Source organism: Streptomyces sp. NTD107 (assembly GCF_059510435.1).
The window spans coordinates 315629-338387 of sequence record NZ_JCAJZV010000004.1 but is presented as its reverse complement, the minus strand read 5'-3'; the positions used below and the strand labels follow the sequence as shown (position 1 = coordinate 338387).

The following is a 22759-nucleotide window of genomic DNA, read 5'->3' as shown; positions in this document are numbered from 1 at the left end:
GCTTCTTGGGTTGTGCGGGTCAGCTGGCGTTCAGATTGATGACCGCCACGCGTTTGGCCGGATCGGTTTCGCGGAGGGCGTCGCGCAGCGCGCCTGCCACGTCCGTCGGCTCGACCGGGGTCTGGCTGCCGTCGCCCCGCGTCACCAGGACGCCATCGAACTGGGAGCCGTAGAGGGAAGCCAGCACCTCCAGATCGAAGACCTCCACCAGCGTGCCGTTGGACGCCTGCATCGACAGGAACTGGTGCAGCGAGTTCTCCGGGCTCATCGGGAGGGTGATGCCGCCCGCCTCGACGGTGACCATGCCGGACATCGCCGGCTCGGCGAACTCCGCCATCGCCCGGGCCACCTCCTCCTCGGTGATCTCCGGCTCCACCGTGGTCGTCGGCAGCGTGATCGGGGTGTTCTCGCCGGTCGCCGCGCGGGAGCGGAACGCCGACTCCACCGCGTCCGCCGCCGCCTGCACGTTGATGCCCTCGCCCGCCTTGCCCGGGTGCGCCTCGGGGCCCGCGCTGCTGAAGGTGATGGAACCCTCCACCGGCGCCCCCGAGCCGACCCCGGCCGTCAGATCCTCCAGCGCGACCACGAGCTTCTCCCGGTCCACCGCGAAGACCGCGTTCATCACCCGCTCGCTGCCCAGCAGCGAGCCGAAGACCGCCGCCGGCGCGTAATCGGGGCCCGCGGCGGCGCGTACGGTCGCCTCGGTGTCCACCGCCAGACCGGCCACGCTGGGCTTGAGCTCCATCTCCTCGTCGCCCACCCGGAGCAGCAGCGGGGCGTTGTTCGCGTCCTGGAGCGCCGCGTCCAGCAGGGCCACGGCCTGCGGGGTGTTACGGCCGCCGATGTCCTGGCCCAGGACGGTCGTGCCCTTCGGCACGTCCTGCTGGTTGAGGAGGAGGCCGGTGCCGTAGGCGGCGACGCCCGCCAGCACCACGGCCACGACCAGGAGCTTGCCGAGCTTGCCGGCCTTGCCCTTGCGCTTCGCCGGCGCGGCGGGGGCCGCCGCCACCGGGGCGGGGGCGGGGGCCTCGGCCACCTCGTCGAAGTCCAGCGCCGGGGGCGGCACCGGCGGGCCGGCGGCCGGCTCGGAGAAGACCGGGATGGCCGCCGTGTCGCCGCCGTGGCCCGGCGGGGGCGGCGGCGGGAACGGGCCGCCCAGGTCCAGCGTCGGGCCGCCCGGCTCCTCCCGTTCGGCCGGGGGGAGGGTGAGATCGCCGGTCATCGGCCCCGTGGTGGGCCCCACCGGGCGGGGCGGCAGGCCAGGGGCCGGGGTGTCCCGCGGGCCGTCCGTGAACCAGGAGGGGTTGCTCCCGGTCTCGTCCGGCAGCGGCCTTCTGGGCGCCGGTGGCGCGTCAAAGGTGGTGTCGCCCAGGGAGAGGCCGCCGGTCTGGTCCAGCTCCGGCTCGGGCGCCTTGCGCGGCTCGAACCACGAACTCGTCTTCTTCTTCGGGGCGGGGGGCCGGGCCGCCGACTCGCCCAGGCCGCTTGAGGTGGCCCCCGTGGCACCGATGGCCCCGGCGGCCTTCGGCCGGACCGGCAGGCCCGGGGCCGCCGGCCCGGCCGGCGCCGGCGGTTCGTCCCCTGCCGCGTCGTCGTTCAGCGTCTCCCGCATGACGACGGGCGGAATCGGCCGGGATCCGGGGATGTTGATCCGGATCCGGGTCGTCATCGTGGTCTCGGTCTTCTTCTCCTCCGGCTGCGCCGCACCCGGCGGAGTACCGTCGTTCCCCCGGGGACTGGGGTACGGACTGTCAGTTTCACGACTCAAGGCAGGATCTCCCGGTTGGCTTCACCGGCCGGCCCGGATCACTGGCCGGGGCCGGGCGGCAGCCCCACCATACTGGGGTCGGTGAGAACGTACGGCCTCAGCACAGGATTGGCACATCCGTGCTCCGGGGTTCACGAACGCCCCCCGGGGAGCCGTTCCGGCGGCACCCAGAACATCGGACGGCCGACCGGCGCCAGCGCCCAGCACGCTCCGGCCAGGACCATACCGCCCAGCAGGAACACGTAACTCGTCGCCCCCGACGCGAAGATGAAGTCTCCCTGCGGCCGGGAGCCGGTGAGCGCCAGCACCACGAGCACCCAGCCGACCGCCGGTGCTCCCGCCCCGGCGCGCGAGCCCATCAGCAGTGCACCGCCCCAGAACAACGCCGCCGCTCCCGCGAGTGACAGCAGCAGCCCCAGCGGTGACCAGCCGGCCTGGATCAGTGACCCCGCCACCCCGCCCAGGGCCCCGGCGACCACCAGGGCCGCGTACCCCGCGATTCTCATCGGCTCTCCTCCAGGCCCGCGAAGACATCCGTCGCACCGGGAGGTACGGGGACGCCCGCCGCCGGCACGTAGTGCTCGGTCTCCCACAGCGGCTGGGCCAGACCGTTGGACAGCGCGAACGAACCCCCGTCGGCCGCCACCGTGAGCTGGGTGGCGTGCGCCGCCATCGCCCGCCGCTTCGCCGCCAGTTGCCCCTCGGTGGCCGTGACGGTGATCGCCACCTCGGCGTCGGGCACGATGCCCGGGAGGTCACCCAGCGGGGCCACCGGGGTGCTGCCGCTCAGCTCGGCCAGCGCCTTCAGCCGGCGCCGCGCCTCCCGCTCGGGCAGGCAGTTGTACAGCACGCGGGCGATCCGGTGCTCCGGGGCGGCCAGTTCGGCGCCGCGCAGCGCCACCCGGTGCGCCTGGATGTGGTCGGGGTGGCCGTAGCCGCCGTGGGGGTCGTAGGTGATCAGCACCTGGGGGCGGACTTCCTTGATCACCTCGGCCAGCTCCTGCCCGGCGTCATCGAGGTCCGCCGACCAGAAGGCCCCCGGTGCCCCGTTCGTCGCCAGGCCCATCATCCCCGAGTCGCGCCAGCGGCCCGCCCCGCCCAGGCGCCGGTGGTCGCGCACGCCGAGGGCCCGCATCGCGGCGGACAGCTCCCGCTCGCGGTACGGGCCCAGGGTGTTCTCCCGGTCGGCGGCCAGCGGGGCCAGCTCCGGCGGGATCACCTCGCCCTCCTCACCGAGGGTGCAGGTGACCACCGTGACCCGGGCACCGGCCGCCACGGCCGCCGCCATCGTGACGCCATTGCCGATCGACTCGTCGTCGGGGTGGGCGTGCACCAGCAGCAGGGACCAACTCATGCCCCGAGCTTACGGTGCCCCACCGACAGCCCGGTCAGAAGGACAGATTGCTGAGCATCCCGGCCACACTGGAGGTCACATCATTGATGGTCGGCGCGATGTTCGAACTCGCGAGATAGAAGCCGAACAGCACACACACCAGGGCGTGCATGCCCTTCAGACCCGCCTTCTTGACCAGCAAGAAGACAATGATCGCGAAGAGCAGCACCGCGGAGACGGAGAGCGCCACCGGGATCACCTCCATGTCGTGACCGGTTCAGGGCAGGGGAGCGGTCCCCTGAGCCGGGGTTGCCCAGAGGGTTCCTACCCATCGTGCGCAACGGATCATAACGATCAGTGCGTCCGCACAACTCGGTGCACGGGAGCAGAAGAGGGGCGCACGCCCCCGTCTCACGACGGCTCGCGCATCACGATGTCGTGCTCCCTGGCCACCGTGGACCCCTCCTCCGGATAGTGGCAGGCGGTCAGGTGCTCCGGGCCGTTCCCCTCGATCCGCACCAGCGGCGGCTCCTCGGTGGCGCACCGCTCCCGCGCCTTCCAGCAGCGGGTGCGGAAGCGGCAGCCGGACGGCGGATCGGCGGGGGAGGGCACGTCTCCGGAGAGCCGGATGCGTTCCCTGCGACCGGTGACGGGCTCTCCCTCCTCCTCCTCCTCCTCCTCCGACAGATCCACCTCGGGTACGGCCGACAGCAGCGCGTGCGTGTACGGGTGGCGGGGGCGCTCGTAGATCGCCTCCCGGTCCCCGACCTCCACGATCCGGCCCAGGTACATCACCGCCACCCGCTGCGAGAAGTGCCGGACCACCGCCAGATCGTGCGCGATGAACAAAAAGGCGATCCCCAGTTCGCGCTGCACCCGGCGCAGCAGGTTGACCACCTGCGCCTGGATCGACACATCCAGGGCCGAGACCGGCTCGTCCGCGATGATCAGTTTCGGTCGCAGGGCGAGGGCCCGCGCCACGCCGATCCGCTGGCGCTGGCCGCCCGAGAACTCGTGCGGAAACCGGTTGTAGTGCTCGGGGTTGAGGCCCACGGTCTCCAGCAGCTCCCGCACCCGCGCCTCCCGGCCGCCGGGCGGGTGGACGCCATTGATCTCCATCGGGCCGCTGATGATGGTGCCCACCGTCTGCCGGGGGTTCAGCGACGAGTACGGGTCCTGGAAGATCATCTGGATCTCGGAGCGCACCGGTGCCAGTTCGCGCCGCCCGGCACGGGTGATGTCGCGCCCCCGGTAGGTGATCGTGCCGGCGCTCGGGTCGAGCAGCCGCGCCAGCAGCCGCCCGGTGGTGGACTTGCCGCAGCCGGACTCGCCGACCAGGCCGAAGCTCTCGCCCTCGTGCACCGTGAAGTCCAGGCCGTCCACCGCCCGTACGGCCCCCACCGTGCGGCGGAACGGGAAGCCGCCCTTGACCGGGAAGTGCTTGGTCAGGCCCTCCACCGTCATCAGGGGGGCGCCGGGTTGTGCACTCATCGCTGTCCTTCCAGGCGGGGGCGTACGCGCGTGTCGAAGAGGGTGCGGCGCTGTGCGGCGTCCAGGTGGCAGGCCGCCCCGCGTCCGTCCGGCAGCGCGGGCCGTTCGCCGGTACAGCGCCCGTCCCCGGTCACCTCCTCGCGGTGCGCGCAGCGCGGCGCGAAGGGGCAGCCGGCCGGGGGGCGCAGCAGGCTGGGCGGGGAGCCGGGGATCGGCAGCAGTTCCCGCTCGGTGTCGCCGGTCAGCCGCGGCATGGAGCCCAGCAGGCCCCAGGTGTACGGGTGCTGGGGCCGGCGCAGCACCTCCCGTACGCTGCCGCGCTCCACGGCCCGGCCCGCGTACATCACCAGCACGTCGTCGCTGACCTGGGAGACCACCCCCAGATCGTGGGTGATGAGGATGATGGCGGAGCCGAACTCCTGCTGGAGGTCGCGCAGCAGATCGAGGATCTGCGCCTGGACGGTGACGTCCAGCGCCGTGGTCGGCTCGTCCGCGATCAGCAGATCGGGGTCGCACACCAGCGCCATGGCGATCATCGCCCGCTGCCGCATGCCGCCGGAGAACTGGTGCGGGTAGTCGTCCACCCGCAGCCGCGGATGGGGGATGCCGACCTTGCCGAGCATCTCGATGGCCCGCTCGCGCGCCTCGCGCTTGCCGGCGCCGAGGTGCTTGCGGAACGGCTCGGCGATCTGCCGGCCGATCGTGTAGTAGGGGGAGAGCGCGGTGAGCGGATCCTGGAAGATCATCGCCGCCTTGTTGCCGCGCAGCCGCTGCAACTGCCGCTCGCCGGCGCCGATCAGCTGCTGCCCGTCCAGCTCGATGGCGCCCTCGATGGTGGTGGTGCGTGGGTTGTGCAGGCCCAGGATGGCCTGGTTGGCGACCGACTTGCCGGACCCGGACTCCCCGACGATGCCCAGCGTACGGCCGCGCTCCAGCTCGAAGGAGAGCCCGTCCACGGCCTTGACCACGCCGTCCTCGGTGCCGAAGTGCACGCGCAGATCGCGTACCGACAGATAGCTCATCTCTGGCTCCCGGCTCCTAGGACAGCCGCACGCGCGGGTCGATGAGGGCGTACGCGGCGTCGACGATGATGTTGAAGACGACGATCATGAGGGCGGCGAACAGCATCACCCCCATCAGCATGGGGAGGTTGGACTTGGTGACCGACTCGACCGCGAGCCGGCCGAGCCCCGGGAGCGCGAAGGTGTACTCGGTGACCATCGCCCCGCCGAACAGCGAGCCCATGTCCACGCCGATGATGGTGACGATGGGGATGAGCGAGCCGCGCCACGCGTACCGGAAGAACACGGTGGGCCGGGACATGCCCTTCGCCCGCGCCGTGCGCACATGTTCTTCCTGGAGCTGTTCGATGAGGGTGGCGCGCGCCATGCGGGTGTAGTTGGCGGTGAAGATGGTGGACAGCACCAGCCAGGGCAGCAGCAGCCCGCGCAGCCACCCGAGCGGATCCTCGGTGATGGGCACGTACTGGGGCTGGGGCAGCAGTTGCGTCTGGTAGACGAGCAGCGCCAGGGCGAGCGGGCCGAGGAAGTAGATCTGCATGGAGCTGAGCACCAGCGAGGTGGAGCTCATCACCTTGTCGAGCAGGGTGCCGCGCCGCCAGGCGGCCAGCATGCCCAGGCCCAGGCCCAGGACGAGGAAGACGATCGCGCCGCCGATGGTGAGCGAGACGGTGGTGGGCAGCCGGTCCAGGATGGTGTCCAGGACGGGGCGGTTGTCGGCGAAGGAGAAGCCGAGGCAGGGCGCGGGGCAGGGGCCGGCGGCGAAGTCGCGGCCGGCGAAGATGCCGACCATGTACTCCCAGTACTGCACGGGGACCGGCTGGTCGATGCCCAGGTTCCGCTCGACGATGGCCAGTTGGTCGGCGGTGCAGACCTTGCCGCAGGCGAGCAGCGCGGGGTTGCGGGGGATCGCGTAGAAGAGGAAGAAGGTGACGGCGCTGATGATCAGCAGGATGGCGACGGCACCCAGCGAGCGCCGGAGCAGGAATCGGAGCATCTGGTAGGCAGCTTTCGGTGACAGCCGGCGCCGGGGTCACCGGCCGGGGTACGGGGTACGGTCCCCGGCCGGTGACGGCCGATCGCGTCGCGGGTCAGTCCTGGATGACGAACAGCCGTTGCATGTCGACGGTGCTGAAGTCGTTGTTGAAGACGGCTCCGCCGATCCGCGACCCGTGCAGGATGTTCTGCTTGTAGTAGAAGAGGGGGACGGCGGGGAGGTGTTCCTCCAGGATGCGCTGCTGGAGCTCGAACCAGGCGGTGGCCGCTTCCTCGGCGTCCGACAGCAGCAGGATCCGGTCGATCTCCGCGTTGATGGCGTCGTCGTTGATGTGGCTGTAGTTGGACGCGCCGTCCTGGATGGTGCGGCCGTCGTACTGGGCCGGGATCACCGTGGCCGCCGACAGCCAGTCGTGGCCCCAGTTGCTGCGGTAGATGTCGTAGCCGTTGTCGACCTTGCCGATGGTGTCGTAGTACTGCTCGGTGGGGACCTCGCTGCGGTTGACCTTGAAGCCGGCCATCTCCAGTGCGTCGTCGATGGCTACGGCGGCCTGCTGGTCCTCGGGAGCCACGTGGTGGAGGTAGTTCAGCTCGTAGCCGACCGCGTCGGCCTCCTCCAGCAGGGCGCGGGCCCGCTCGGTGTCGCCCTGCGGCAGGGCGAGTTTGCCGTACGGGTCGTAGTCCTTGTCGTAGGAGGGCAGCTGCGGGGAGATGAAGCCGCCCGCGTAGTCACCGCCGATGGCGCCGCCGTAGGCGTTGAGCACCCCGTTCAGCGGGATCGCGTAGGCGATGGCCTCGCGGATCCGCTTGTCGGTGACGGTGTCCATGTTGATGACGAGCGAGGCGACGAACACCTGGTAGCCGCTGACCAGCCGCGCCTGGACGTCCGGCTCCTGGACCACCTGGGCCGAGCCGGCGTCGATGCCGTTGTTGAAGCTGATGGCGTACTGGTTGTCGCCGTTGTCGGCGGCCAGCCGGCCGGTGGAGTCGTCCTGGCTGTGACCGAAGGTGATCTCGTAGCTGTCCGGGTAGGCGTTACGGGCCGGGTCGGTCTCCGGCACCCAGTGCTCGTTGCGGGTGAGCGTCATCGAGCGGCCGGGGCGGAAGTCCTCGATCTGGTACGGGCCGGACGTCATCGGGTCCTGGTCGTAGCGCTCCTTGGTGTCGCCCTCCTGGGAGACCATGAAGTAGCCGGGCTGGCTGAGCGCGTACGGCAGGTCGTTCTGCGGCTGGGCGAAGTGGAAGACGATGGTCTTGTCGTCCGGGGTCTCCAGCACGGTGTCCGGCAGATGGTCGCCCTCGTACGGGCCGCCGGGCAGCAGTTCGCGGTAGGCGGCGCCCTCGGCGTCGGCCAGCCAGGACTGGATGAACGTCGGGCCCTGGGTGATGAAGTCGGCGAACAGCCGCTCGAAGGTGTGCCGGACGTCGGCGGAGGTGATGGGGCTGCCGTCGTTGAAGTAGATGTCGTCCTTGAGGGTGTACGTCCAGGTGCGGCCCTCGTCGGCGACGGTGCCCGCGTCGGTGGCGAGGTCGCCGACCACCGAGTACGTACCGTCGTTGTGCAGCCGGGTGGTGGTCAGGCCGCGGTGCAGCAGCCGGGCGATGGTCATCTCGTGGGCGACGTACATCTGCGCCGGGTCGAGATGGTCGGGGGAGGTCTCCTGGAGCACCCGGATGGTGCCGCCGCGCTGCGCGCCGGGGACTTCCTCGGCCGGTCCGGTGGAGCCGGCCGCGTCGGCGAACTCGATGGTCTGAAGGGTCTCGGGGCCGGTGTCCTTGCCGCCGCCGTCCCCCTGCTCCGTGCCGCCGCCTCCTCCTCCGCTGCTGCACGCGCTGAGGATCAGGGCACCGGCCAGGGCGAGGGACGCGGCCATGGTGCCCCGCCCGGTTATGGATCTGCGTCGTGTCGAGATGGTCATGGCGGTGGTGGCACCTCACAGGGTCAGCGGTCGGACTTCGGGTCGAAGGCGTCCCGGACGGAGTCCCCCAGCAGGTTGAAGGCGACCACGAAGATCACCATCGCGACGCCGGGGAAGAACATGTAGGTGATGTCGCTCTTGTAGACCCGGGCGCCGGTGGCGAACATCCGGCCCCAGTCGGGGGTGGGTTCGGTCATGCCGACCCCGAGGAAGGACAGCGCGGCGGCCGTGGTGACGAAGCTCGGCAGCATGTAGGTGGTCTGCACCAGGGTGGGGGAGACCACGTTGGGCAGCAGTTCCTTGCGGATGATGCGCCAGGGGGAGGCGCCGGAGACCTTGGCGGCCTCGACGAACTCCCGGTCGCGCAGTGAGAGTGTGGCGCCGCGCAGAATGCGGGCGAGGGTCATCCAGCCGAGGATCCACAGCACGACGATCACCGACACCACCCGTATGTAGGTGGGGGTTTCCTGCCGGGGGTCCACGAACAGGCTGGTGACGATGGGCAGGAAGGCCACGAAGAACAGCTGGTTGGGAAAGGCCATCAGCAGATCGATGAGCCGGCTGATGGCGTAGTCCCACTTGCCGCCGAGATATCCGGCGGCGATGCCGGCGATGATCGCGGTGAGGGTGGCCAGTACGGTGACGGCGAGGGCGATCAGCAGTGAGGTGCGGATGCCGTACACCAGTTGGGTGAGCACGTCGCGGCCCATGAGGGGTTCGAGTCCGAACCAGAACTCGCCGTCGATGCCGCCATTGGGCTTGACCGGATAGCCGTACTCATTGAGCAGGGTGGGATCGAGCTGGCCGTAACGGGTGTACGGATCCTTGCCGTACAGCCAGGAGATGACCGGGGCGAGCAGCCCGATGGCGAAGAAGAGCAGCACGACGGCGGCGGAGATGACGCCGACCTTGTCCCGGCGGAAACGGCGCCACATGAGCTGTCCGGGGGAACGCCCGGTCAGCTCGGATTCGGCCGCGAGGGCAGCCTTCGGCGCCTTGGACTGACCCGCCATCACATGACTTCCCCCCGCCCGGAATCAATACGCGTGTAGAGCGGGACTGTGGCAAGACGGACATGCGCTCGTCAAGAGAAAGCAGTGGTATAAACCTATGATGGTAATTCAGTTCGTCAATTTTATGCAGATTGACACTGAAGCGCGCTTGACACCTTTTTCGGCCTGCCGAAATGTGGCAAAAAGTGACCGCTCTTGGGTTTACACGTCAGCAACCTGCCGGACCCGGCACCGATATGCGGACGTCCCAGACTGTGGCGGTACGGCCGTGCGGGTGCCGTAGCCCGGGGCGGCACGGCGTTGACGACCGTGCCGCCCCGGCGCTTACCGCGCGAAGGCCACGGCCCGGTGCCGGTCCGCCGTCGCCATCGGTGCCGCCGTTCTCCTCAGGGCGCCGTGCGGTAGTGGTAGTGATGGTGGTCCGTGAAGCCCAGCCGGTCATACAGGGCGCGCGCACCGCTGTTGTCCCGCTCCACCTGGATGTACGCCGCGCTCGCGCCCTCCGCCAGCGCCGTCCGGGCCAGCTCGGCCATCAGCGCCGTCGCCAGCCCCTGCCGCCGGTGCGCCGCGGCCACCTCCACCGCCGCGAAACCCGCCCAGCGGCCGTCCACCACACACCGCGCCACCGCCGCACCCGGCACCGTGCCGAACCACACGGACGGCCCGCCGGTCAGCACCGCCCGCGCCGCCCCGGGATTGTCGCCGAACCGCGGATACCCGGCCCGCCACTCACCGGTCAGCTCGCGCCCCACCCGCACCCGCTCATCCGGCTCCCGGTCCGCCAACGCCGCCAGCGGCGCCACCCGCACGACCGTGAACCGGTCCGCCCGCCAGCCGGCCCGCTCCAGCTCGGCGTCCAGCAGTTCGTCGCTGTCGCCCGCGCCCGTGGTCAGCTGAAGCCGGGCCGGCAGCCCACGCGCCGCGTACCACTGCCGGACCCGGTCCGGATCCGGATCCCCCGGGCCGACCCGGTGGCCGGAGTTGGCGCGCGCCGTCCACCCCCCGGCGGCCTTCAGCAACCAGCCGCCGACCTGCTCCGACTCCACCCCCGGCCAGCCGCGCCCGGCGACGGCGGCCAGCTCCCGTACCCCCGCCGCCGGCGCGCCACGGCGCCGGGCCGGCGCGGCCGGAACGGTTTTTCCGGCCACCATGGCGGACTCGGCAAGCCGGACGATCTCCCCATCCCGCCGTGTGATGCTCAGCACCCCACCTGCCCAGAAGGTCAGCACGCCCACCGTGTCCGTGAACCGCGCCGACCCGTCACCCGGGGCGGCGATCGCCCGAACAGAGACGCGTTTTCCCACGTCATCGGGGGTGATCCGGACCTCAAGGCGTCCGCCCATGGTGAACTCCACCGTCTTGTCCGCCCCTCGGATTACTTCTTGTCCGGTCGACCCGCGATACTAGAGGGTGAGCATCGACGACGCCGCGCCCCCGCGCGCCCAGCGGCTGATTGCCGCCCCTTACCGAGGAGGACTGACAGCGTGACCTACGTCATCGCGCAGCCGTGTGTCGACCTGAAGGACAAGGCATGCATCGAGGAATGCCCGGTCGACTGCATCTACGAGGGCCAGCGTTCCCTGTACATCCACCCGGATGAGTGCGTCGACTGCGGTGCCTGCGAGCCGGTGTGCCCCGTCGAGGCGATCTTCTACGAGGACGACACCCCCGATGAGTGGAAGGACTTCTACAAGGCGAATGTGGAGTTCTTCGACGAGCTGGGTTCGCCCGGTGGCGCCAGCAAGCTGGGCCTCATCGAGCGCGACCACCCCATCATCGCCGCGCTGCCCCCGCAGGAGCACGACGAGTGACACGGTGAACCAGCCGTCGTACACCTCGTACCCCTGACGTCCGGTCCCGCGCGGCAGCACCAGCCGTGCGGGACCGTCGCGTTTGACAGAAAGTGAGCCACCCCGTGCCGTCCCTCTTCGCCCGGCTGCCGGCCTTCCCCTGGGACAGCCTGGAGCCGTACAAGGCCACCGCCGCCGCGCACCCCGGCGGCATCGTCGATCTGTCGATCGGCACCCCGGTGGACCCGGTGCCCCAGCTGATCCGCGAGGCGCTGACGGCCGCCGCCAACAGCCCCGGTTACCCCACGGTGTGGGGCACGGCGGCGCTGCGCGAGGCCATCCTGGGCTGGCTGGCGCGCCGTACGAAGGCGGCCGGCCTCGATCACCCCAACGTGCTGCCGGTGGTGGGCTCCAAGGAACTGGTGGCCTGGCTGCCGACCCAGCTGGGGCTCGGCCCGGGCGACAAGGTGGCCTACCCGCAGCCCGCGTACCCGACGTACGAGGTGGGCGCGCGGCTGGCGGGCGCCGAACCGGTGCCGTACACCGGGGCCGTCACCGAACTCGACCCGGCCGGGCTCAAGCTGGTGTGGCTGAACTCGCCGGGCAACCCCAGCGGCCGGGTGCTGGGCGTGGCCGAACTGCGGGCTGCGGTGGGCTGGGCGCGGGAGCACGGGGTGCTGCTGCTGAGCGATGAGTGCTACCTGGAGCTGGGCTGGGATGCCGAACCGGTCTCGGTGCTCGACCCGGCGGTGTGCGGCGGCTCGGTGGACGGGCTGATCGCGGTGCACTCGCTGTCCAAGCGGTCCAATCTGGCGGGCTACCGGGCGGCGTTCCTGGCCGGGGACGCGACGGTGCTGGGCGAACTGCTCCAGATCCGCAAGCACGGCGGGATGATGCTGCCGGCCCCGGTACAGGCGGCGATGACGGTGGCGCTGGGGGACGACGCGCATGTGGCCGTGCAGCGCGAGCGGTACGCGGCGCGGCGGGCGGCGCTGCGGGAGGCCCTGGAGGGGCGCGGGTTCCGGATCGAGCACAGTGAGGCGTCGCTGTATCTGTGGGCGACGCGGGACGAGCCGTGCTGGGAGACGGTGGCCGCGCTGAGCAAGGAGGGCATCCTGGTGGCGCCCGGTGAGTTCTACGGGGCGCCGGGGCGGCGCTTTGTGCGGGTGGCGTTCACGGCCACCGACGAGAGGGTCGCGGAGGCGGTCCGGCGGTTGAGGACATTCCCTGGTTAACGGGCAGGGGTGAGCCCCCGGGGCGGGAGGTGGTACCCCGGGGGCTCTGGCGCGGTGGGCTGCGGCCGGAGGCCGGACAGCCGGTCGCCGGTCAGCCGATGGGCAGGCCGCCGAGCAGCTGGGTGGCCTGGGTGGGGTCGACCGGGGCGGCGGAGGTGAGGGTCTTGCCGAGCATGCCGGCGCCCTCGGTGGCCACCTCGGCGGCAAGCTCACCGATGACCTGCTGGGCGGTCGGGACGGTGCCCTGGACGGCGGCGTTGGCGGTCTCGCCGAGCGCGGGAAGCGTACGGTTCTCCTCGCCGGTCAGCCCGCCCGCCGTCTTGGTGACGCCCTCGACGGCGTTGCCCAGGGTGGCGGGGTCCAGGTTGGTGATCCCGTTCAGTTCCCCGTTGGTGGGCAGCCCCAGGGCGCTGGCCTGGCCGGCGGCGCCGACGAGGGGCGCAGCCGCGGCGAGCACGATCGCGGCCTTGGTCACACGGCGCTGGAGGGGGTTGGACATGATGCTCCTTCTGGCGAGAAGTGGGGCTCGGTGTTGCGTTGCCGTGCCTATCGCTCGGAGGGGCTTCGAGGTTGCGGTCTCGCCGGGTAAAGGATTGTTAATGCGTCGCATGATCAGCTCTGCGCAAAAACGGTCCAGAACCGCGTCATTGGACGGTGGCCAGCGCGAACAGGCCGGGACCGAAGGTGATCAGCAGCGGCAGTAACGGCGCGAGCGCCGCCGCGGTGGCTGCCGTACGGCGCCGGGCGGGGGTCAGCCGTACGGGTGGTTCGAGCAGGCGTGCCACCCGGTCGCCGAGCTGCCGCCGGCTGGAGGCGCAGGACAGCACACCCCGGTGCTCGTTCAGCTCGATGAGGGCCAGCGCCGTGTCGAGCCGCCCGCAGTGCCGTGACGCGGTGTCGTCGGCGGCGAGTTCCACCAGCCGCTGGGTCTGTTCGGCGAAGTGCGCGAACAGCGGCACCCGGGGGAAGCCGGTGGCCAGCGCCCCGGACAGCTGGAGCAGCCAGTCGTGCCGGGCCCGGGCGTGGCCGCGCTCGTGGGTGAGCACGGCGTCGAGCCGGCGCCCGTCGAGCCGGCGCAGCGCCCCGGTGGTGATGACCAGCTGCCCGCTGCCGCCGGGCAGCCACCAGGCGTCGGGGTACTCGTCCTCCAGGACCAGCAGCGGGCCGCGTTCGGCGGACGGCAGCCCGGCGGGGAGATCGGGGGAGCGTTCGCGCAGCCGGGCGCGGCGCAGCGCGCGGCCCCGGTACGCGTCGGTGATCTCGCGGGCCAGCATGGCGGCGGTCCAGGCCGCGCCACAGGCCAGCAGCAGGGTGAGGACGGCCGCCCAGACGGGCACGTCGTGCAGGTTGTACGCGGCGGTGACGGCTTCGGGCGCGGGCGCGAACACCTGCGCCCGTACGGTGTCGAACACGGCCGCGCCGCCCAGCAGCAGCGCGGCGAGGCAGCACAGCAGCACGGTGCCGACCAGGCATTGCCACACCCACAGGGCCACCACCGGCTCCCGGCCCGGCCATTCGGCGCGGGTCAGGGCGCGCGGCAGCAGCACTGCGGCGCTCAGGGCGGTGGCCGTGAGCAGGAGGAGAGTGAGGCTCACTCCGGTGTGTTCTCCTTCGTGACCAGGTGCCCGGCCTCGGTGGCCGTGGTCGGATCGCCGCCGAGCTCCTCGGGGACGGTGAGGGTCGGGGCGGGCCGGGACAGCAGCCGGGCGGTGAGCGCGGCGCCGCCCACCAGGACCACCGTAGCGATCAGGAGGGTGGCCGTATAGCCATGGTCGAAGGCTTGGTGTGCCGCCGTCAGCAGGGTGTCCGCGCCCACGCCGTCCGGGAGTTCACCGGCGGCGGTGATGGCCTGGTCCAGCCCCTCCTTCGCCGAGTCCGGGGCACCGTCGGGCAGTCGGACGGTACTGGTGTACAGGGCGCTGAGCATGCTGCCGAGGATCGCGACGCCGGACAGGGAGCCCAGCTCGTACGACACTTCCTCGACCGAGGCGGCCATGCCGGCCCGGTGGGCGGGGGCGTTGCCGATGATGGCGGCCGAGGCGGCGGTCATCGCGAGACCGGAGCCGGCGCCGACCACCACCAGGCCGGGCATGATCCAGGCCGCGTGGTCCGGATGCAGCCGCAGGAACGGCAGCATCTCGGGGGTCATGGCCAGGGTGAGCAGCGCGCCGGCGCCGGTGAGCAGCAGACCGCCGGCGATCAGCGGGCGGGTGCCGACCCGGTGCAGCACGGCGCCGCCGATGATGCCGGCCGGCAGCGCCCCCAGGGCGACCGCAGCCACCAGCAGGCCGGCTTCCAGCGGGGTCAGGCCGAGCACCAGTTGGAGGCGCTGGGTGAGCACCAGCTGGACCCCGGCGTCCGCGAACATCGCCAGACCGGCCGCCATGATCCCGGCCATGATGCGGGGGTCGCGCAGCAGGGCGAAGTCGATCAGCGGGTGGGACATGCCGCGCTGGCGGCGGATGAAGAGCAGGCCGCCGGCCGCGGCGGCCAGCAGCGCCAGGAGCAGGTGGAGCGGCTGCGGCTGCGGCTTGGTGATCTCCTTGATGGCGTAGACGACACCGACCAGGGCGACCATGATCTGGGCGGAGGCGAGCAGGTCCCAGGGCTTGTCGGGGTTGCCGGAGCCTCCCGGGGCGAGCAGGGCGGCGGCCACCAGGGCGATCAGCACCACGGGGACGTTGATGAGGAAGACCGAGCCCCACCAGTAGTGCTCCAGCAGCAGGCCGCCGACGATGGGGCCGAGCGCCATGCCGAAGACGGACATCGTGCCCCATACGCCGATGGCGATGCCGCGTTCGCGTTCGTCGTCGAAGGTGATGCGGATGAGGGAGAGGGTGGCCGGCATCATCGCGGCGGCGCCGACGGCCAGGAACGCGCGGGCGCCGATCAGCACGGCGGCGCTGGGCGCGAACGCGGCGAGCAGGGAGGCCGTACCGAACAGGGCCAGGCCGGTGAGGAACATCCGCTTGTGGCCGACGCGGTCGCCCAGGGTGCCGGCGCCCAGCAGCAGGCCGGCCATCACCAGCGGATAGGCGTTGATGATCCACAGCTTCTGGGAGGCGTCCGCCGGCAGCTCTTCGGTCAGCGTCGGCAGGGCGGTGTACAGGACGGTCATGTCCACCGAGATCAGCAGCAGGCCCGCCGATACGGTCACCAGCATCCACCAGCGCTTGGCGCTGTTCACTTCGTTTCTCCTTCGGTCTTGTCCGCCGCGGGTGTCGGGCGCGGGTGTCGGGCGTGGGCCTCAGGCGTGGTCGGCGGGGGGCGTGGTCAGCTCGGTGATCCGGTCGACCAGGGCCGCTTTGAGGTGCGCGGGCAGCGCGGCGCCGGTGGTGGCCTCGTACAGCCAGATGCCGTCGGAGGCCATCCGGGCCAGCAGGAGATCGAGGTCGGCCGGCCCCTCCAGGCGCGCGGGCAGCGGGGCCCAGCGGTGCATGAGCTCGTCCCACTGCTGGGCGAGCGTGGGCTGCGCCGTGGATTCGAGCATGAAGGTGAGCTCCGCCTTGCTCGCGGTGTTGGCCGCGCCCTCGATGGCGTAGGCGACGGTGGACTCACGGGGGGTCGCCTCGGCCAGCGGTTTGCCGAGCATCCGGAGCAGCTGCTCCTCCCACTGGGTGATCAGCTGCTGCTGGATGGCGGTCAGCAGCACTTCCCGGCTGGGGAAGTGGTACATCAGCCCGGCCTTGGTCACCCCGGCCTCGCGGGCGGCGGATTCCAGGGTCAGGGCGGTGATGCCGTCACGTTCGGTGACGCGGATGGCGGCATCCAGGATCAGGTGGCGTGAGCTCGGGCGCATGCTCATTACTTTACCATCCGGAAGGTAAAGTTACGACGGCGTGCGAAAGCGGCCGGCCCCACCGGCCGACCGCCGCCCCGCCGGCCCGTTACGGAGCCGTCCCGTCGTCCCCGTCCTCGTCCGCCGGCGCCACTATGGTCAGCACCAGCTCACCGCCGGCACTGGCGCCCGCCACGCCCCCCACCCCGGTCGCCGCCGCCGAGTCGGCACGCTGCTCGTCCTCCCGCCAGCCCTCCGTCGACCGCTTCGCCTCCCACACCCGATTGCCCAGCTCGATCCGCTCGATGCCCAGTTCGGCCGCGTGCGCCACCGACCAGTGCGCCAACTCCCAGCCGCGCCGCGCGTTCTCCGTCGGCGAAAGCCCCACCGTCACCAGCGCGCCGTCCCCGTCCACCGGCACCGCATCCCCGAACTCCGCCCGGATCCGCTCCAGCACCTGCGCCGGCGGGAAGGGCTCCACCCCGGCCTCCCCGACCGTGCAGTTCAGCGCCGCGGGCGAACTCCCGGTGAACGCGGCGGCCAGCAGCGCCGCCCGCGGCTCGTGCTTGGCGTACTCATCGGGGAAGGCACTGCGCTGCACCTCCTGCGCCGCCACCGTCAGCGGCTTCGTCAGATAGTCCGGCACCTCGACCAGATGGTCGTAGAACTGCCCCGCCGAGTACACCGGATCCATGATCTCCTCCACCGAACCCCAGCCCTGGCTGGGGCGCTGCTGGAACAGACCCACCGAATCCCGGTCGCCGTAATCGATGTTGTAGAGGCTGGACTCCTGCATCGCCGTCGCGATCGCTATCGTGATCGCCCGCTCCGGCAGCCCGCGCGCCGAGCCGACCGCCTCGATCGTCGCGGCGTTCGCGGCCTGTTGCGGATTCATCGTGAACCAGGCGGTCTCCCCCGCGCCCTCCACCTTGCAATGCGGAGGCTGCGCGGGCCCGGGCGATGACGTGTACTGCACCACGCCATATCCGGCCACAGCGGCCAATACCAGGACAGCGGACCCGCCGCGGACCAGCCTGCGACGTCTACGAGATGCGGTGGGTTCGGGCACGCGCCCACCGTAACCGGTCTCCGTCACAGCCGGATCACCCACCGGTACCCTCGTGCCCATGGAACCACCCGCACTTGACCTCGCTCTCGACGCCCCCGCCCTCACCGCCGCGCTGGTCGACATCCCCTCGGTCAGCGGCTCCGAGAAGCAACTGGCCGACGCCGTCGAAAGCGCCCTGCGCGCACTGCCGCACCTGCGGGTGGACCGTTACGGGAACAACGTCGTCGCCCGCACCGACACCGGCCGCGCCGAACGCGTCCTGCTCGCCGGCCACCTCGACACCGTGCCGATCGCCGGCAACGTACCCTCCCGGCTGGACGACGACGGCCTGCTGTGGGGCTGCGGCACCACCGACATGAAGGCCGGCGTCGCCGTACAGCTGCGCATCGCCGCCACCGTGCCCGCCCCCAACCGCGATCTCACCTTCGTCTTCTACGACAACGAGGAGGTCGAGTCCGAGCGCAACGGACTGCGCCACCTGGCCGCCGTCCACCCCGACTGGCTGGCCGCCGACTTCGCCGTGCTGCTCGAACCCTCCACCGGCCAGGTCGAGGGCGGCTGCCAGGGCACCCTGCGGGTGCGCGTGACGCTGCCCGGGGTACGCGCCCACTCCGCCCGCTCCTGGATGGGCACCAACGCCATCCACGCCGCCGCCCCGGTCCTCGCCGCGCTCGCTGCCTACCAGCCGCGCCGCCCCGTCATCGACGGCCTCGAATACCACGAGGGCCTCAACGCGGTCGGCATCGAGGGCGGCGTCGCCGGCAACGTCATCCCCGACGCCTGCGTCGTCACCGTGAACTACCGCTACGCCCCCGACCGCGACGAGGAGCAGGCCATCGCCCACGTCCGCGAGGTCTTCGCGGACTGCGGCACCCTCGACATCGAGGTCACCGACCACGCCCCCGGCGCGCTCCCCGGCCTGAGCCACCCCGCCGCCCGCGCCTTCATGGCGGCGGTCGGCGGCGAGGCCCGGCCCAAGTTCGGCTGGACCGACGTCTCCCGGTTCTCCGCGCTCGGCATCCCCGCGGTGAACTACGGCCCCGGCGAGGCCAGCCTCGCCCACCGCCGCGACGAACGGGTGGAGACCGCGCTCATCACCCACTGCGAGGAACGGCTGCGCGCCTGGCTCGGCGCCTAGCAGAGGTCCGACGGGGGCGCGTGGTCACGCACTGTCCCGCGCCCTTTCACCAACGCTTCACTTTTGTCACCGTACGCTGAGTGAGGAGTACGGACCGTCGTAAGGAGCAATGTATGAGCAGCAGCCCGGAGCACCGGCCGGCCCCCGACGGCCGCCGCGAGCAGTACCTGGGGCCGGTGGTACGCCGCCGCGAACAGGTGGTGCCCGGCACGGCCGACCAGCGGCTGCTGGACACCCGCGGCCCCTCCGACTGGGTGCACGGCGACCCGTGGCGGGTGCTGCGCATCCAGTCCGAGTTCGTCGAGGGCTTCGGGGCACTGGCCGAACTCGGCCCGGCCGTCTCCGTCTTCGGCTCGGCCAGGACCCCACCCGACTCGCCGGAGTACGAGGCCGGGGTGCGCATCGGGCGCGGGCTCGCCGAGGCCGGGTTCGCGGTGATCACCGGAGGCGGCCCGGGCGCCATGGAGGCCGCCAACAAGGGCGCGGCCGAGCACGGCGGGGTCTCGGTCGGCCTCGGCATCGAGCTGCCCTTCGAGCAGGGCCTCAACGAATACGTGAACATCGGCGTCAACTTCCGCTATTTCTTCGTCCGCAAGACGATGTTCGTGAAGTACGCCCAGGGCTTCCTGGTGCTGCCCGGCGGCATGGGCACCATGGACGAGCTGTTCGAGGCGCTCACCCTGGTGCAGACCCAGAAGGTCACCCGCTTCCCGATCGTGCTGATGGGCCGCGATTACTGGCAGGGCCTCGCCGACTGGCTGCGGCACACCATGATCGCCGGCGGCAAGGCGTCCGAGAAGGACCTGGACCTCTTCCACATCACCGACGACGAAGAAGAGGCCATCGCCCTGGTCACCAAGCCGTAGCCGTACGGCGCACCCGGCCGGCCGCTCACGCCAGCCCGCGGCGGGCCACCGCCGGGGGCCGGTGGCCGGCGATCGAGGCCACCATCTCCAGCACCTGCCGGGTCTCGGCCACCTCGTGCACCCGGTAGACCCGGGCCCCCAGCCAGGCGGACACCGCCGTGGTGGCCAGCGTCCCGATCAGCCGCTCCCGCACCGGCCGGTCCAGGGTCTCGCCCACGAAGTCCTTGTTGGACAGCGACACCAGCACCGGCCACCCCGTCGCCGTCATCTCGTCCAGCCGCCGGGTCGCCTCCAGCGAATGCCGCGTCGACTTCCCGAAGTCGTGCCCCGGATCGATGAGGACGGCCTCCCGCCGCACCCCGAGCCGTACCGCCCGCTCGGCGAGCCCCACCGTGGTGCGCAGGATGTCCGCCATCACATCGTCGTACGTGACCCGGTGCGGCCGGGTGCGCGGCGCCGCGCCGCCCGCGTGGGTGCACACCAGGCCCACCCCGTGCCGGGCGGCCACCTCGGCCAGCTTCGGATCGACCCCGCCCCAGGCGTCGTTGAGCAGATCGGCGCCCGCCGCGCACACCGCCTCGCCCACCTCGTGCCGCCAGGTGTCCACGCTGATCACGACGGACGGGTGGCGGCGCCGCACCTCGGCGACAAAGCCGGCCGTACGCCGTATCTCCTCCGCCGCGTCCACCTCCTGGCCGGGGCCCGCCTTGACGCCGCCGATGTCGATGATCGCCGCGCCCTCGGCCACCGCCCGCTCCACCCGCTCCAGCGCCGGGGCGTCGTCGAAGGTGGCGCCCCGGTCGTAGAAGGAGTCGGGCGTGCGGTTCACGATGGCCATGATCACCGGCTCACCGGCCGCGAATTCTCGCGTCCCCAGGCGCAGCATTGTCGGGTCAGCCCTCCCATATATGGCGGTTCGGCACCGCGTACGAACCTACCTGGCCGCCGCCGGCGGTGCGGCATGGCACGATCGATACCCCAAGTGAGAAGTGACCCACGTGAGAGGCGGTCGGGCCCGGTGTTCTGGTTTCTGATGGCGGCCATGGTCGCGGTCGTCGCGGCGGTCGCGCTGGCGGTGCTGGGCAGCGGGGACGGCTCGGGCGGCCCGGTGACCGGCGGGCTGCCGGACGCGCAGCCGGACCGCGCGGACGATCCGCTGCCCCTGCACCGGCCGCTGAGCGCGGCGGACGTGGTGGCGGTACGGCTGCCGCTGGCGGCCCGCGGCTACCGGATGGCGGAGACCGACGACGTACTGGACCGGCTGGCGGCCGAACTGGCGGAGCGGGACGCGCGGATCGCGGCGCTGGAGCAGGAGCTGGGCCGGGTACGGGTGGGGTGGCCGGAGCGGCCCCCGGTCGGCCCGGGTGCTGAACCGGGTGCCGAACCGGGTGCCGAACCGGGGGTTTGACAGCCCGGTCAGCTGCCCTGGAACCGGGGCCGTTCCTTGGCGACGAAGGCGGCCACGGCGGCCCGGTGATCGGCGGACGCGCCGGCCGCCTGCTGCAACTCGGCCTCGTGGGCCAGCGACTGGGACAGCGGGTGGGTGGCGCCGTAGGCGAGCGCCCGCTTGATCGCGGCGTAGGCGAGCGTCGGGCCCTCGGCGAGGCGCCGCGCCAACCGCTCGGCGGCCTCCGGGAGTTCCGCGTCGGGCACCACCCGCTGCGCGATGCCGAGCCGCAGCGCCTCGGCGGCGTCGATGGAGCGCGGGAAGAGCAGCAGATCGGCCGCCGTGCCCGGGCCGACAAAGCGCGGCAGGGTCCAGGAGAGCCCGGAGTCGGCGCCGAGGCCGACCTGGGCGAAGGACGTGTTGAAGGTCGCGCCCTCGGCGACCAGCCGGTAGTCGGCGGCGAGCGCGAATCCGAATCCGGCACCGGCCGCCACACCGTTCACGGCGGCCAGGACGGGTTTGGGCATGTCCGTGATGGCTTCGGTGATGGGGTTGTAATGCTCGGTGACGGTATTCATGGTGAGCCCCTGCGGCCCGGCGTTCCGCAGTGTCCCGATGTGTTCCTTCAGATCCTGTCCCACGCAGAACGCGCGCCCGTTTCCGGTGAGCAGCACCGCCCGCACCGCGCTCTCCCCGGCGGCCGTGCGCAGGGCGTCGCGCAGGGCTTCCTTGGTGCCGAGATCCAGGGCGTTCATCGCGTCCGGGCGGTTCAGCGTAATGGTGGCGAGACTCTCGGTGACGTGGTAGAGCACAGTGTCGGCCATGGATCACAGCATAGGGATGCGATACCCCGCCCCCGGCGACGAATTGGGGGGATTTGTGAGCATGCGTTGCCGAAGGGAGATCCTCCGATGTTGGTCAGAGGGTCACTCGATGCGGGATAATGGCCGAGAAGCAATGTGTTCGATGCCGGTGACGCTCGGGTTGTCGGCTGCGATGTAGCTGGTTTCAGGAAGGGGAACGAGCATGGCGGCCATGAAGCCGCGGACGGGCGATGGCCCGCTCGAGGTGACCAAGGAGGGGCGGGGCATCATCATGCGCGTCCCGCTCGAAGGCGGCGGCCGGCTCGTTGTCGAGCTGACCCCGGACGAAGCGGTCGCTCTCGATGAGGAGCTGAAGAAGGTGACCGGCTGAGCCGGCGAGCACCACTGCTGTGAACCCTTGGCGCTGCCCCGGCCCCACCCGGTCCGGGGCAGCGCCGTTCCCGCTCCCCGGGTTCACTTGCCGGTTCACTTGCGGACGGCGCAGAGCAGGCCGTCGCCGGCCGGCAGCAGCGCGGGCATCAGCTCGGCGCTCTCCCGCACGGCGCGCAGCAGTTCGCGCAGCTTGAGCACCTCGGTGGGCTGCGGCCCCGAGCCCACCGTACGGCCGCCCGCGAAGACCCCCGCGAAGCACACCAGCCCGCCAGGGCGCAGCAGCCGCAACGATTCTGCGAGGTAGGCGAGGTATTCGAGCCGGTCGGCATCGCAGAACACCAGGTCATAGCCGCCGTCGGTGAGCCGGGGCAGCACATCCAGGGCATGGCCCGGGATGAACCGGGCCCGGTTGGCGGCGAACCCGGCGGTACGGAACGCCTGGCGGGCGAACTGGAGCCGTTCCGGCTCGATGTCCACCGTGGTCAGCACGCCGTCCGGGCGCATCCCCTGGAGCAGGTGGATGCCGGAGACCCCCGTACCGGTGCCGATCTCCACCACCGCGCGCGCCCCGCAGACGGCGGCCAGCAGCCGCAGGGTGTCGCCCGCGCCCGGCGAGACCGGCCGTACCCCGCCCTCGACCGACCGGTCGTGGGCCCAGCGCAGAGCCGCCCCCTCGGGGCTGTCGGCGTCCGGAGACCCGTACGCCTCAGCGAACGCCCAGCTCGTGAGCCGGTTGCCGGTAATGGCCTTCTCCTGTCCCC

At 71.7% G+C, this 22759-nt stretch carries 24 protein-coding genes; 6 read left to right on the top strand and 18 right to left on the bottom strand.

The features are described 5' to 3' along the window. Positions 1 to 19: 19 nt before the first annotated feature. The 10 genes from AC5WRL_RS11540 to AC5WRL_RS11495 all read right to left on the bottom strand — a co-directional run bounded on the left by AC5WRL_RS11540 (position 20) and on the right by AC5WRL_RS11495 (position 10894). Positions 20 to 1669 (bottom strand): hypothetical protein, encoded by a 1650-nt coding sequence (locus AC5WRL_RS11540; protein ID WP_496088318.1) that lies wholly within the window; start codon positions 1667 to 1669, stop codon positions 20 to 22. A 230-nt stretch (positions 1670 to 1899) separates the two neighbouring features. Next, on the bottom strand, positions 1900 to 2274 hold the full coding sequence (locus tag AC5WRL_RS11535) for a DUF6113 family protein (RefSeq protein WP_496088317.1): 375 nt from the start codon (positions 2272 to 2274) through the stop codon (positions 1900 to 1902). Continuing rightward, the gene (mshB, locus tag AC5WRL_RS11530; RefSeq protein ID WP_496088316.1) at positions 2271 to 3122 is read right to left on the bottom strand and encodes an N-acetyl-1-D-myo-inositol-2-amino-2-deoxy-alpha-D-glucopyranoside deacetylase; all 852 of its coding nucleotides are present in this window, start codon (positions 3120 to 3122) and stop codon (positions 2271 to 2273) included. The genes AC5WRL_RS11535 and mshB overlap by 4 nt, the downstream gene beginning before the upstream one ends. A gap of 34 nt (positions 3123 to 3156) precedes the next feature. After that, a complete protein-coding gene (locus AC5WRL_RS11525) occupies positions 3157 to 3351 on the bottom strand; it encodes a hypothetical protein (protein WP_496088458.1) in 195 nt (64 codons plus the stop codon). A 161-nt stretch (positions 3352 to 3512) separates the two neighbouring features. Next, positions 3513 to 4592: an ABC transporter ATP-binding protein gene (locus tag AC5WRL_RS11520; protein WP_496088315.1), complete on the bottom strand. Its 1080-nt coding sequence runs from the start codon at positions 4590 to 4592 to the stop codon at positions 3513 to 3515. After that, complete coding sequence (locus AC5WRL_RS11515; RefSeq protein WP_496088314.1) at positions 4589 to 5614, bottom strand: ABC transporter ATP-binding protein; 1026 nt, start codon at positions 5612 to 5614, stop codon at positions 4589 to 4591. The genes AC5WRL_RS11520 and AC5WRL_RS11515 overlap by 4 nt, the downstream gene beginning before the upstream one ends. Before the next feature lie 16 nt (positions 5615 to 5630). After that, complete coding sequence (locus tag AC5WRL_RS11510; protein WP_496088313.1) at positions 5631 to 6608, bottom strand: ABC transporter permease; 978 nt, start codon at positions 6606 to 6608, stop codon at positions 5631 to 5633. Between the two features lie 94 nt (positions 6609 to 6702). Next, positions 6703 to 8526, bottom strand: coding sequence for an ABC transporter substrate-binding protein (locus AC5WRL_RS11505; protein WP_496088312.1), 1824 nt, complete (start codon positions 8524 to 8526; stop codon positions 6703 to 6705). Between the two features lie 23 nt (positions 8527 to 8549). After that, positions 8550 to 9539 carry an ABC transporter permease gene (locus tag AC5WRL_RS11500; RefSeq protein WP_496088311.1) on the bottom strand — a complete coding sequence of 330 codons (990 nt, stop codon included), beginning with the start codon at positions 9537 to 9539 and terminating at the stop codon, positions 8550 to 8552. A gap of 386 nt (positions 9540 to 9925) precedes the next feature. Continuing rightward, positions 9926 to 10894 carry a GNAT family N-acetyltransferase gene (locus AC5WRL_RS11495; protein WP_496088310.1) on the bottom strand — a complete coding sequence of 323 codons (969 nt, stop codon included), beginning with the start codon at positions 10892 to 10894 and terminating at the stop codon, positions 9926 to 9928. 129 nt (positions 10895 to 11023) lie between these two features. Between AC5WRL_RS11495 and fdxA the strand changes: the two genes are divergently transcribed. Continuing rightward, complete coding sequence (gene fdxA / locus AC5WRL_RS11490) at positions 11024 to 11350, top strand: ferredoxin (RefSeq protein ID WP_496088309.1); 327 nt, start codon at positions 11024 to 11026, stop codon at positions 11348 to 11350. A gap of 104 nt (positions 11351 to 11454) precedes the next feature. Continuing rightward, the gene (gene dapC / locus AC5WRL_RS11485; RefSeq protein ID WP_496088308.1) at positions 11455 to 12564 is read left to right on the top strand and encodes a succinyldiaminopimelate transaminase; all 1110 of its coding nucleotides are present in this window, start codon (positions 11455 to 11457) and stop codon (positions 12562 to 12564) included. 91 nt (positions 12565 to 12655) lie between these two features. Here the strand turns inward: dapC and AC5WRL_RS11480 are convergent, their stop codons facing one another. The 5 genes from AC5WRL_RS11480 to AC5WRL_RS11460 all read right to left on the bottom strand — a co-directional run bounded on the left by AC5WRL_RS11480 (position 12656) and on the right by AC5WRL_RS11460 (position 17411). Further along, complete coding sequence (locus AC5WRL_RS11480; RefSeq protein ID WP_496088307.1) at positions 12656 to 13063, bottom strand: ATP-binding protein; 408 nt, start codon at positions 13061 to 13063, stop codon at positions 12656 to 12658. 145 nt (positions 13064 to 13208) lie between these two features. Then, on the bottom strand, positions 13209 to 14159 hold the full coding sequence (locus tag AC5WRL_RS11475) for a M56 family metallopeptidase (RefSeq protein ID WP_496088306.1): 951 nt from the start codon (positions 14157 to 14159) through the stop codon (positions 13209 to 13211). Beyond that, positions 14156 to 15727, bottom strand: coding sequence for an MFS transporter (locus tag AC5WRL_RS11470; protein ID WP_496088457.1), 1572 nt, complete (start codon positions 15725 to 15727; stop codon positions 14156 to 14158). The genes AC5WRL_RS11475 and AC5WRL_RS11470 overlap by 4 nt, the downstream gene beginning before the upstream one ends. Before the next feature lie 84 nt (positions 15728 to 15811). Beyond that, complete coding sequence (locus tag AC5WRL_RS11465; protein ID WP_496088305.1) at positions 15812 to 16363, bottom strand: TetR/AcrR family transcriptional regulator; 552 nt, start codon at positions 16361 to 16363, stop codon at positions 15812 to 15814. Positions 16364 to 16451: 88 nt separating this feature from the next. Beyond that, entirely contained in the window at positions 16452 to 17411 is a 960-nt protein-coding gene (locus tag AC5WRL_RS11460; protein WP_496088304.1) for a VldE C-terminal domain-containing protein, read from the bottom strand. A gap of 58 nt (positions 17412 to 17469) precedes the next feature. On the opposite strand from AC5WRL_RS11460, the gene dapE reads away from it, so the two are divergent. Together dapE and AC5WRL_RS11450 are read left to right on the top strand one after the other, a co-directional pair. Next, positions 17470 to 18549: a succinyl-diaminopimelate desuccinylase gene (gene dapE, locus AC5WRL_RS11455; RefSeq protein WP_496088303.1), complete on the top strand. Its 1080-nt coding sequence runs from the start codon at positions 17470 to 17472 to the stop codon at positions 18547 to 18549. Between the two features lie 113 nt (positions 18550 to 18662). Next, positions 18663 to 19415 carry an LOG family protein gene (locus tag AC5WRL_RS11450; RefSeq protein WP_496088302.1) on the top strand — a complete coding sequence of 251 codons (753 nt, stop codon included), beginning with the start codon at positions 18663 to 18665 and terminating at the stop codon, positions 19413 to 19415. Positions 19416 to 19440: 25 nt separating this feature from the next. Here the strand turns inward: AC5WRL_RS11450 and folP are convergent, their stop codons facing one another. After that, positions 19441 to 20301: a dihydropteroate synthase gene (gene folP / locus AC5WRL_RS11445; protein ID WP_496088301.1), complete on the bottom strand. Its 861-nt coding sequence runs from the start codon at positions 20299 to 20301 to the stop codon at positions 19441 to 19443. A 132-nt stretch (positions 20302 to 20433) separates the two neighbouring features. Here folP and AC5WRL_RS11440 point away from each other — a divergent pair, with 132 nt between their 5' ends. After that, entirely contained in the window at positions 20434 to 20823 is a 390-nt protein-coding gene (locus tag AC5WRL_RS11440; protein ID WP_496088300.1) for a DivIVA domain-containing protein, read from the top strand. Positions 20824 to 20831: 8 nt separating this feature from the next. Here AC5WRL_RS11440 and AC5WRL_RS11435 read toward each other — a convergent pair whose 3' ends face one another. Next, complete coding sequence (locus AC5WRL_RS11435) at positions 20832 to 21626, bottom strand: enoyl-CoA hydratase/isomerase family protein (protein WP_496088299.1); 795 nt, start codon at positions 21624 to 21626, stop codon at positions 20832 to 20834. 202 nt (positions 21627 to 21828) lie between these two features. Between AC5WRL_RS11435 and AC5WRL_RS11430 the strand changes: the two genes are divergently transcribed. Continuing rightward, positions 21829 to 21996 carry a DUF3117 domain-containing protein gene (locus AC5WRL_RS11430; RefSeq protein WP_019434894.1) on the top strand — a complete coding sequence of 56 codons (168 nt, stop codon included), beginning with the start codon at positions 21829 to 21831 and terminating at the stop codon, positions 21994 to 21996. Between the two features lie 95 nt (positions 21997 to 22091). Here AC5WRL_RS11430 and AC5WRL_RS11425 read toward each other — a convergent pair whose 3' ends face one another. After that, positions 22092 to 22742, bottom strand: a complete 651-nt coding sequence (locus AC5WRL_RS11425; protein WP_496088456.1) for an O-methyltransferase — start codon at positions 22740 to 22742, stop codon at positions 22092 to 22094. Between the last annotated feature and the right edge of the window lie 17 nt (positions 22743 to 22759).

Excerpts from the sequence above, each read along its gene's own strand:
- AC5WRL_RS11540 (WP_496088318.1), bottom strand. The coding sequence starts at position 1,669 with ATGACGACCCGGATCCGGATCAACATCCCCGGATCCCGGCCGATTCCG.
- AC5WRL_RS11535 (WP_496088317.1), bottom strand. The coding sequence starts at position 2,274 with ATGAGAATCGCGGGGTACGCGGCCCTGGTGGTCGCCGGGGCCCTGGGC.
- mshB (WP_496088316.1), bottom strand. The coding sequence starts at position 3,122 with ATGAGTTGGTCCCTGCTGCTGGTGCACGCCCACCCCGACGACGAGTCG.
- AC5WRL_RS11520 (WP_496088315.1), bottom strand. The coding sequence starts at position 4,592 with ATGAGTGCACAACCCGGCGCCCCCCTGATGACGGTGGAGGGCCTGACC.
- AC5WRL_RS11515 (WP_496088314.1), bottom strand. The coding sequence starts at position 5,614 with ATGAGCTATCTGTCGGTACGCGATCTGCGCGTGCACTTCGGCACCGAG.
- AC5WRL_RS11510 (WP_496088313.1), bottom strand. The coding sequence starts at position 6,608 with ATGCTCCGATTCCTGCTCCGGCGCTCGCTGGGTGCCGTCGCCATCCTG.
- AC5WRL_RS11505 (WP_496088312.1), bottom strand. The coding sequence starts at position 8,526 with ATGACCATCTCGACACGACGCAGATCCATAACCGGGCGGGGCACCATG.
- AC5WRL_RS11500 (WP_496088311.1), bottom strand. The coding sequence starts at position 9,539 with ATGGCGGGTCAGTCCAAGGCGCCGAAGGCTGCCCTCGCGGCCGAATCC.
- AC5WRL_RS11480 (WP_496088307.1), bottom strand. The coding sequence starts at position 13,063 with ATGTCCAACCCCCTCCAGCGCCGTGTGACCAAGGCCGCGATCGTGCTC.
- AC5WRL_RS11470 (WP_496088457.1), bottom strand. The coding sequence starts at position 15,727 with ATGCTGGTGACCGTATCGGCGGGCCTGCTGCTGATCTCGGTGGACATG.
- AC5WRL_RS11465 (WP_496088305.1), bottom strand. The coding sequence starts at position 16,363 with ATGCGCCCGAGCTCACGCCACCTGATCCTGGATGCCGCCATCCGCGTC.
- dapE (WP_496088303.1), top strand. The coding sequence starts at position 17,470 with ATGGAACCACCCGCACTTGACCTCGCTCTCGACGCCCCCGCCCTCACC.
- AC5WRL_RS11450 (WP_496088302.1), top strand. The coding sequence starts at position 18,663 with ATGAGCAGCAGCCCGGAGCACCGGCCGGCCCCCGACGGCCGCCGCGAG.
- folP (WP_496088301.1), bottom strand. The coding sequence starts at position 20,301 with ATGCTGCGCCTGGGGACGCGAGAATTCGCGGCCGGTGAGCCGGTGATC.
- AC5WRL_RS11435 (WP_496088299.1), bottom strand. The coding sequence starts at position 21,626 with ATGGCCGACACTGTGCTCTACCACGTCACCGAGAGTCTCGCCACCATT.
- AC5WRL_RS11430 (WP_019434894.1), top strand. The coding sequence starts at position 21,829 with ATGGCGGCCATGAAGCCGCGGACGGGCGATGGCCCGCTCGAGGTGACC.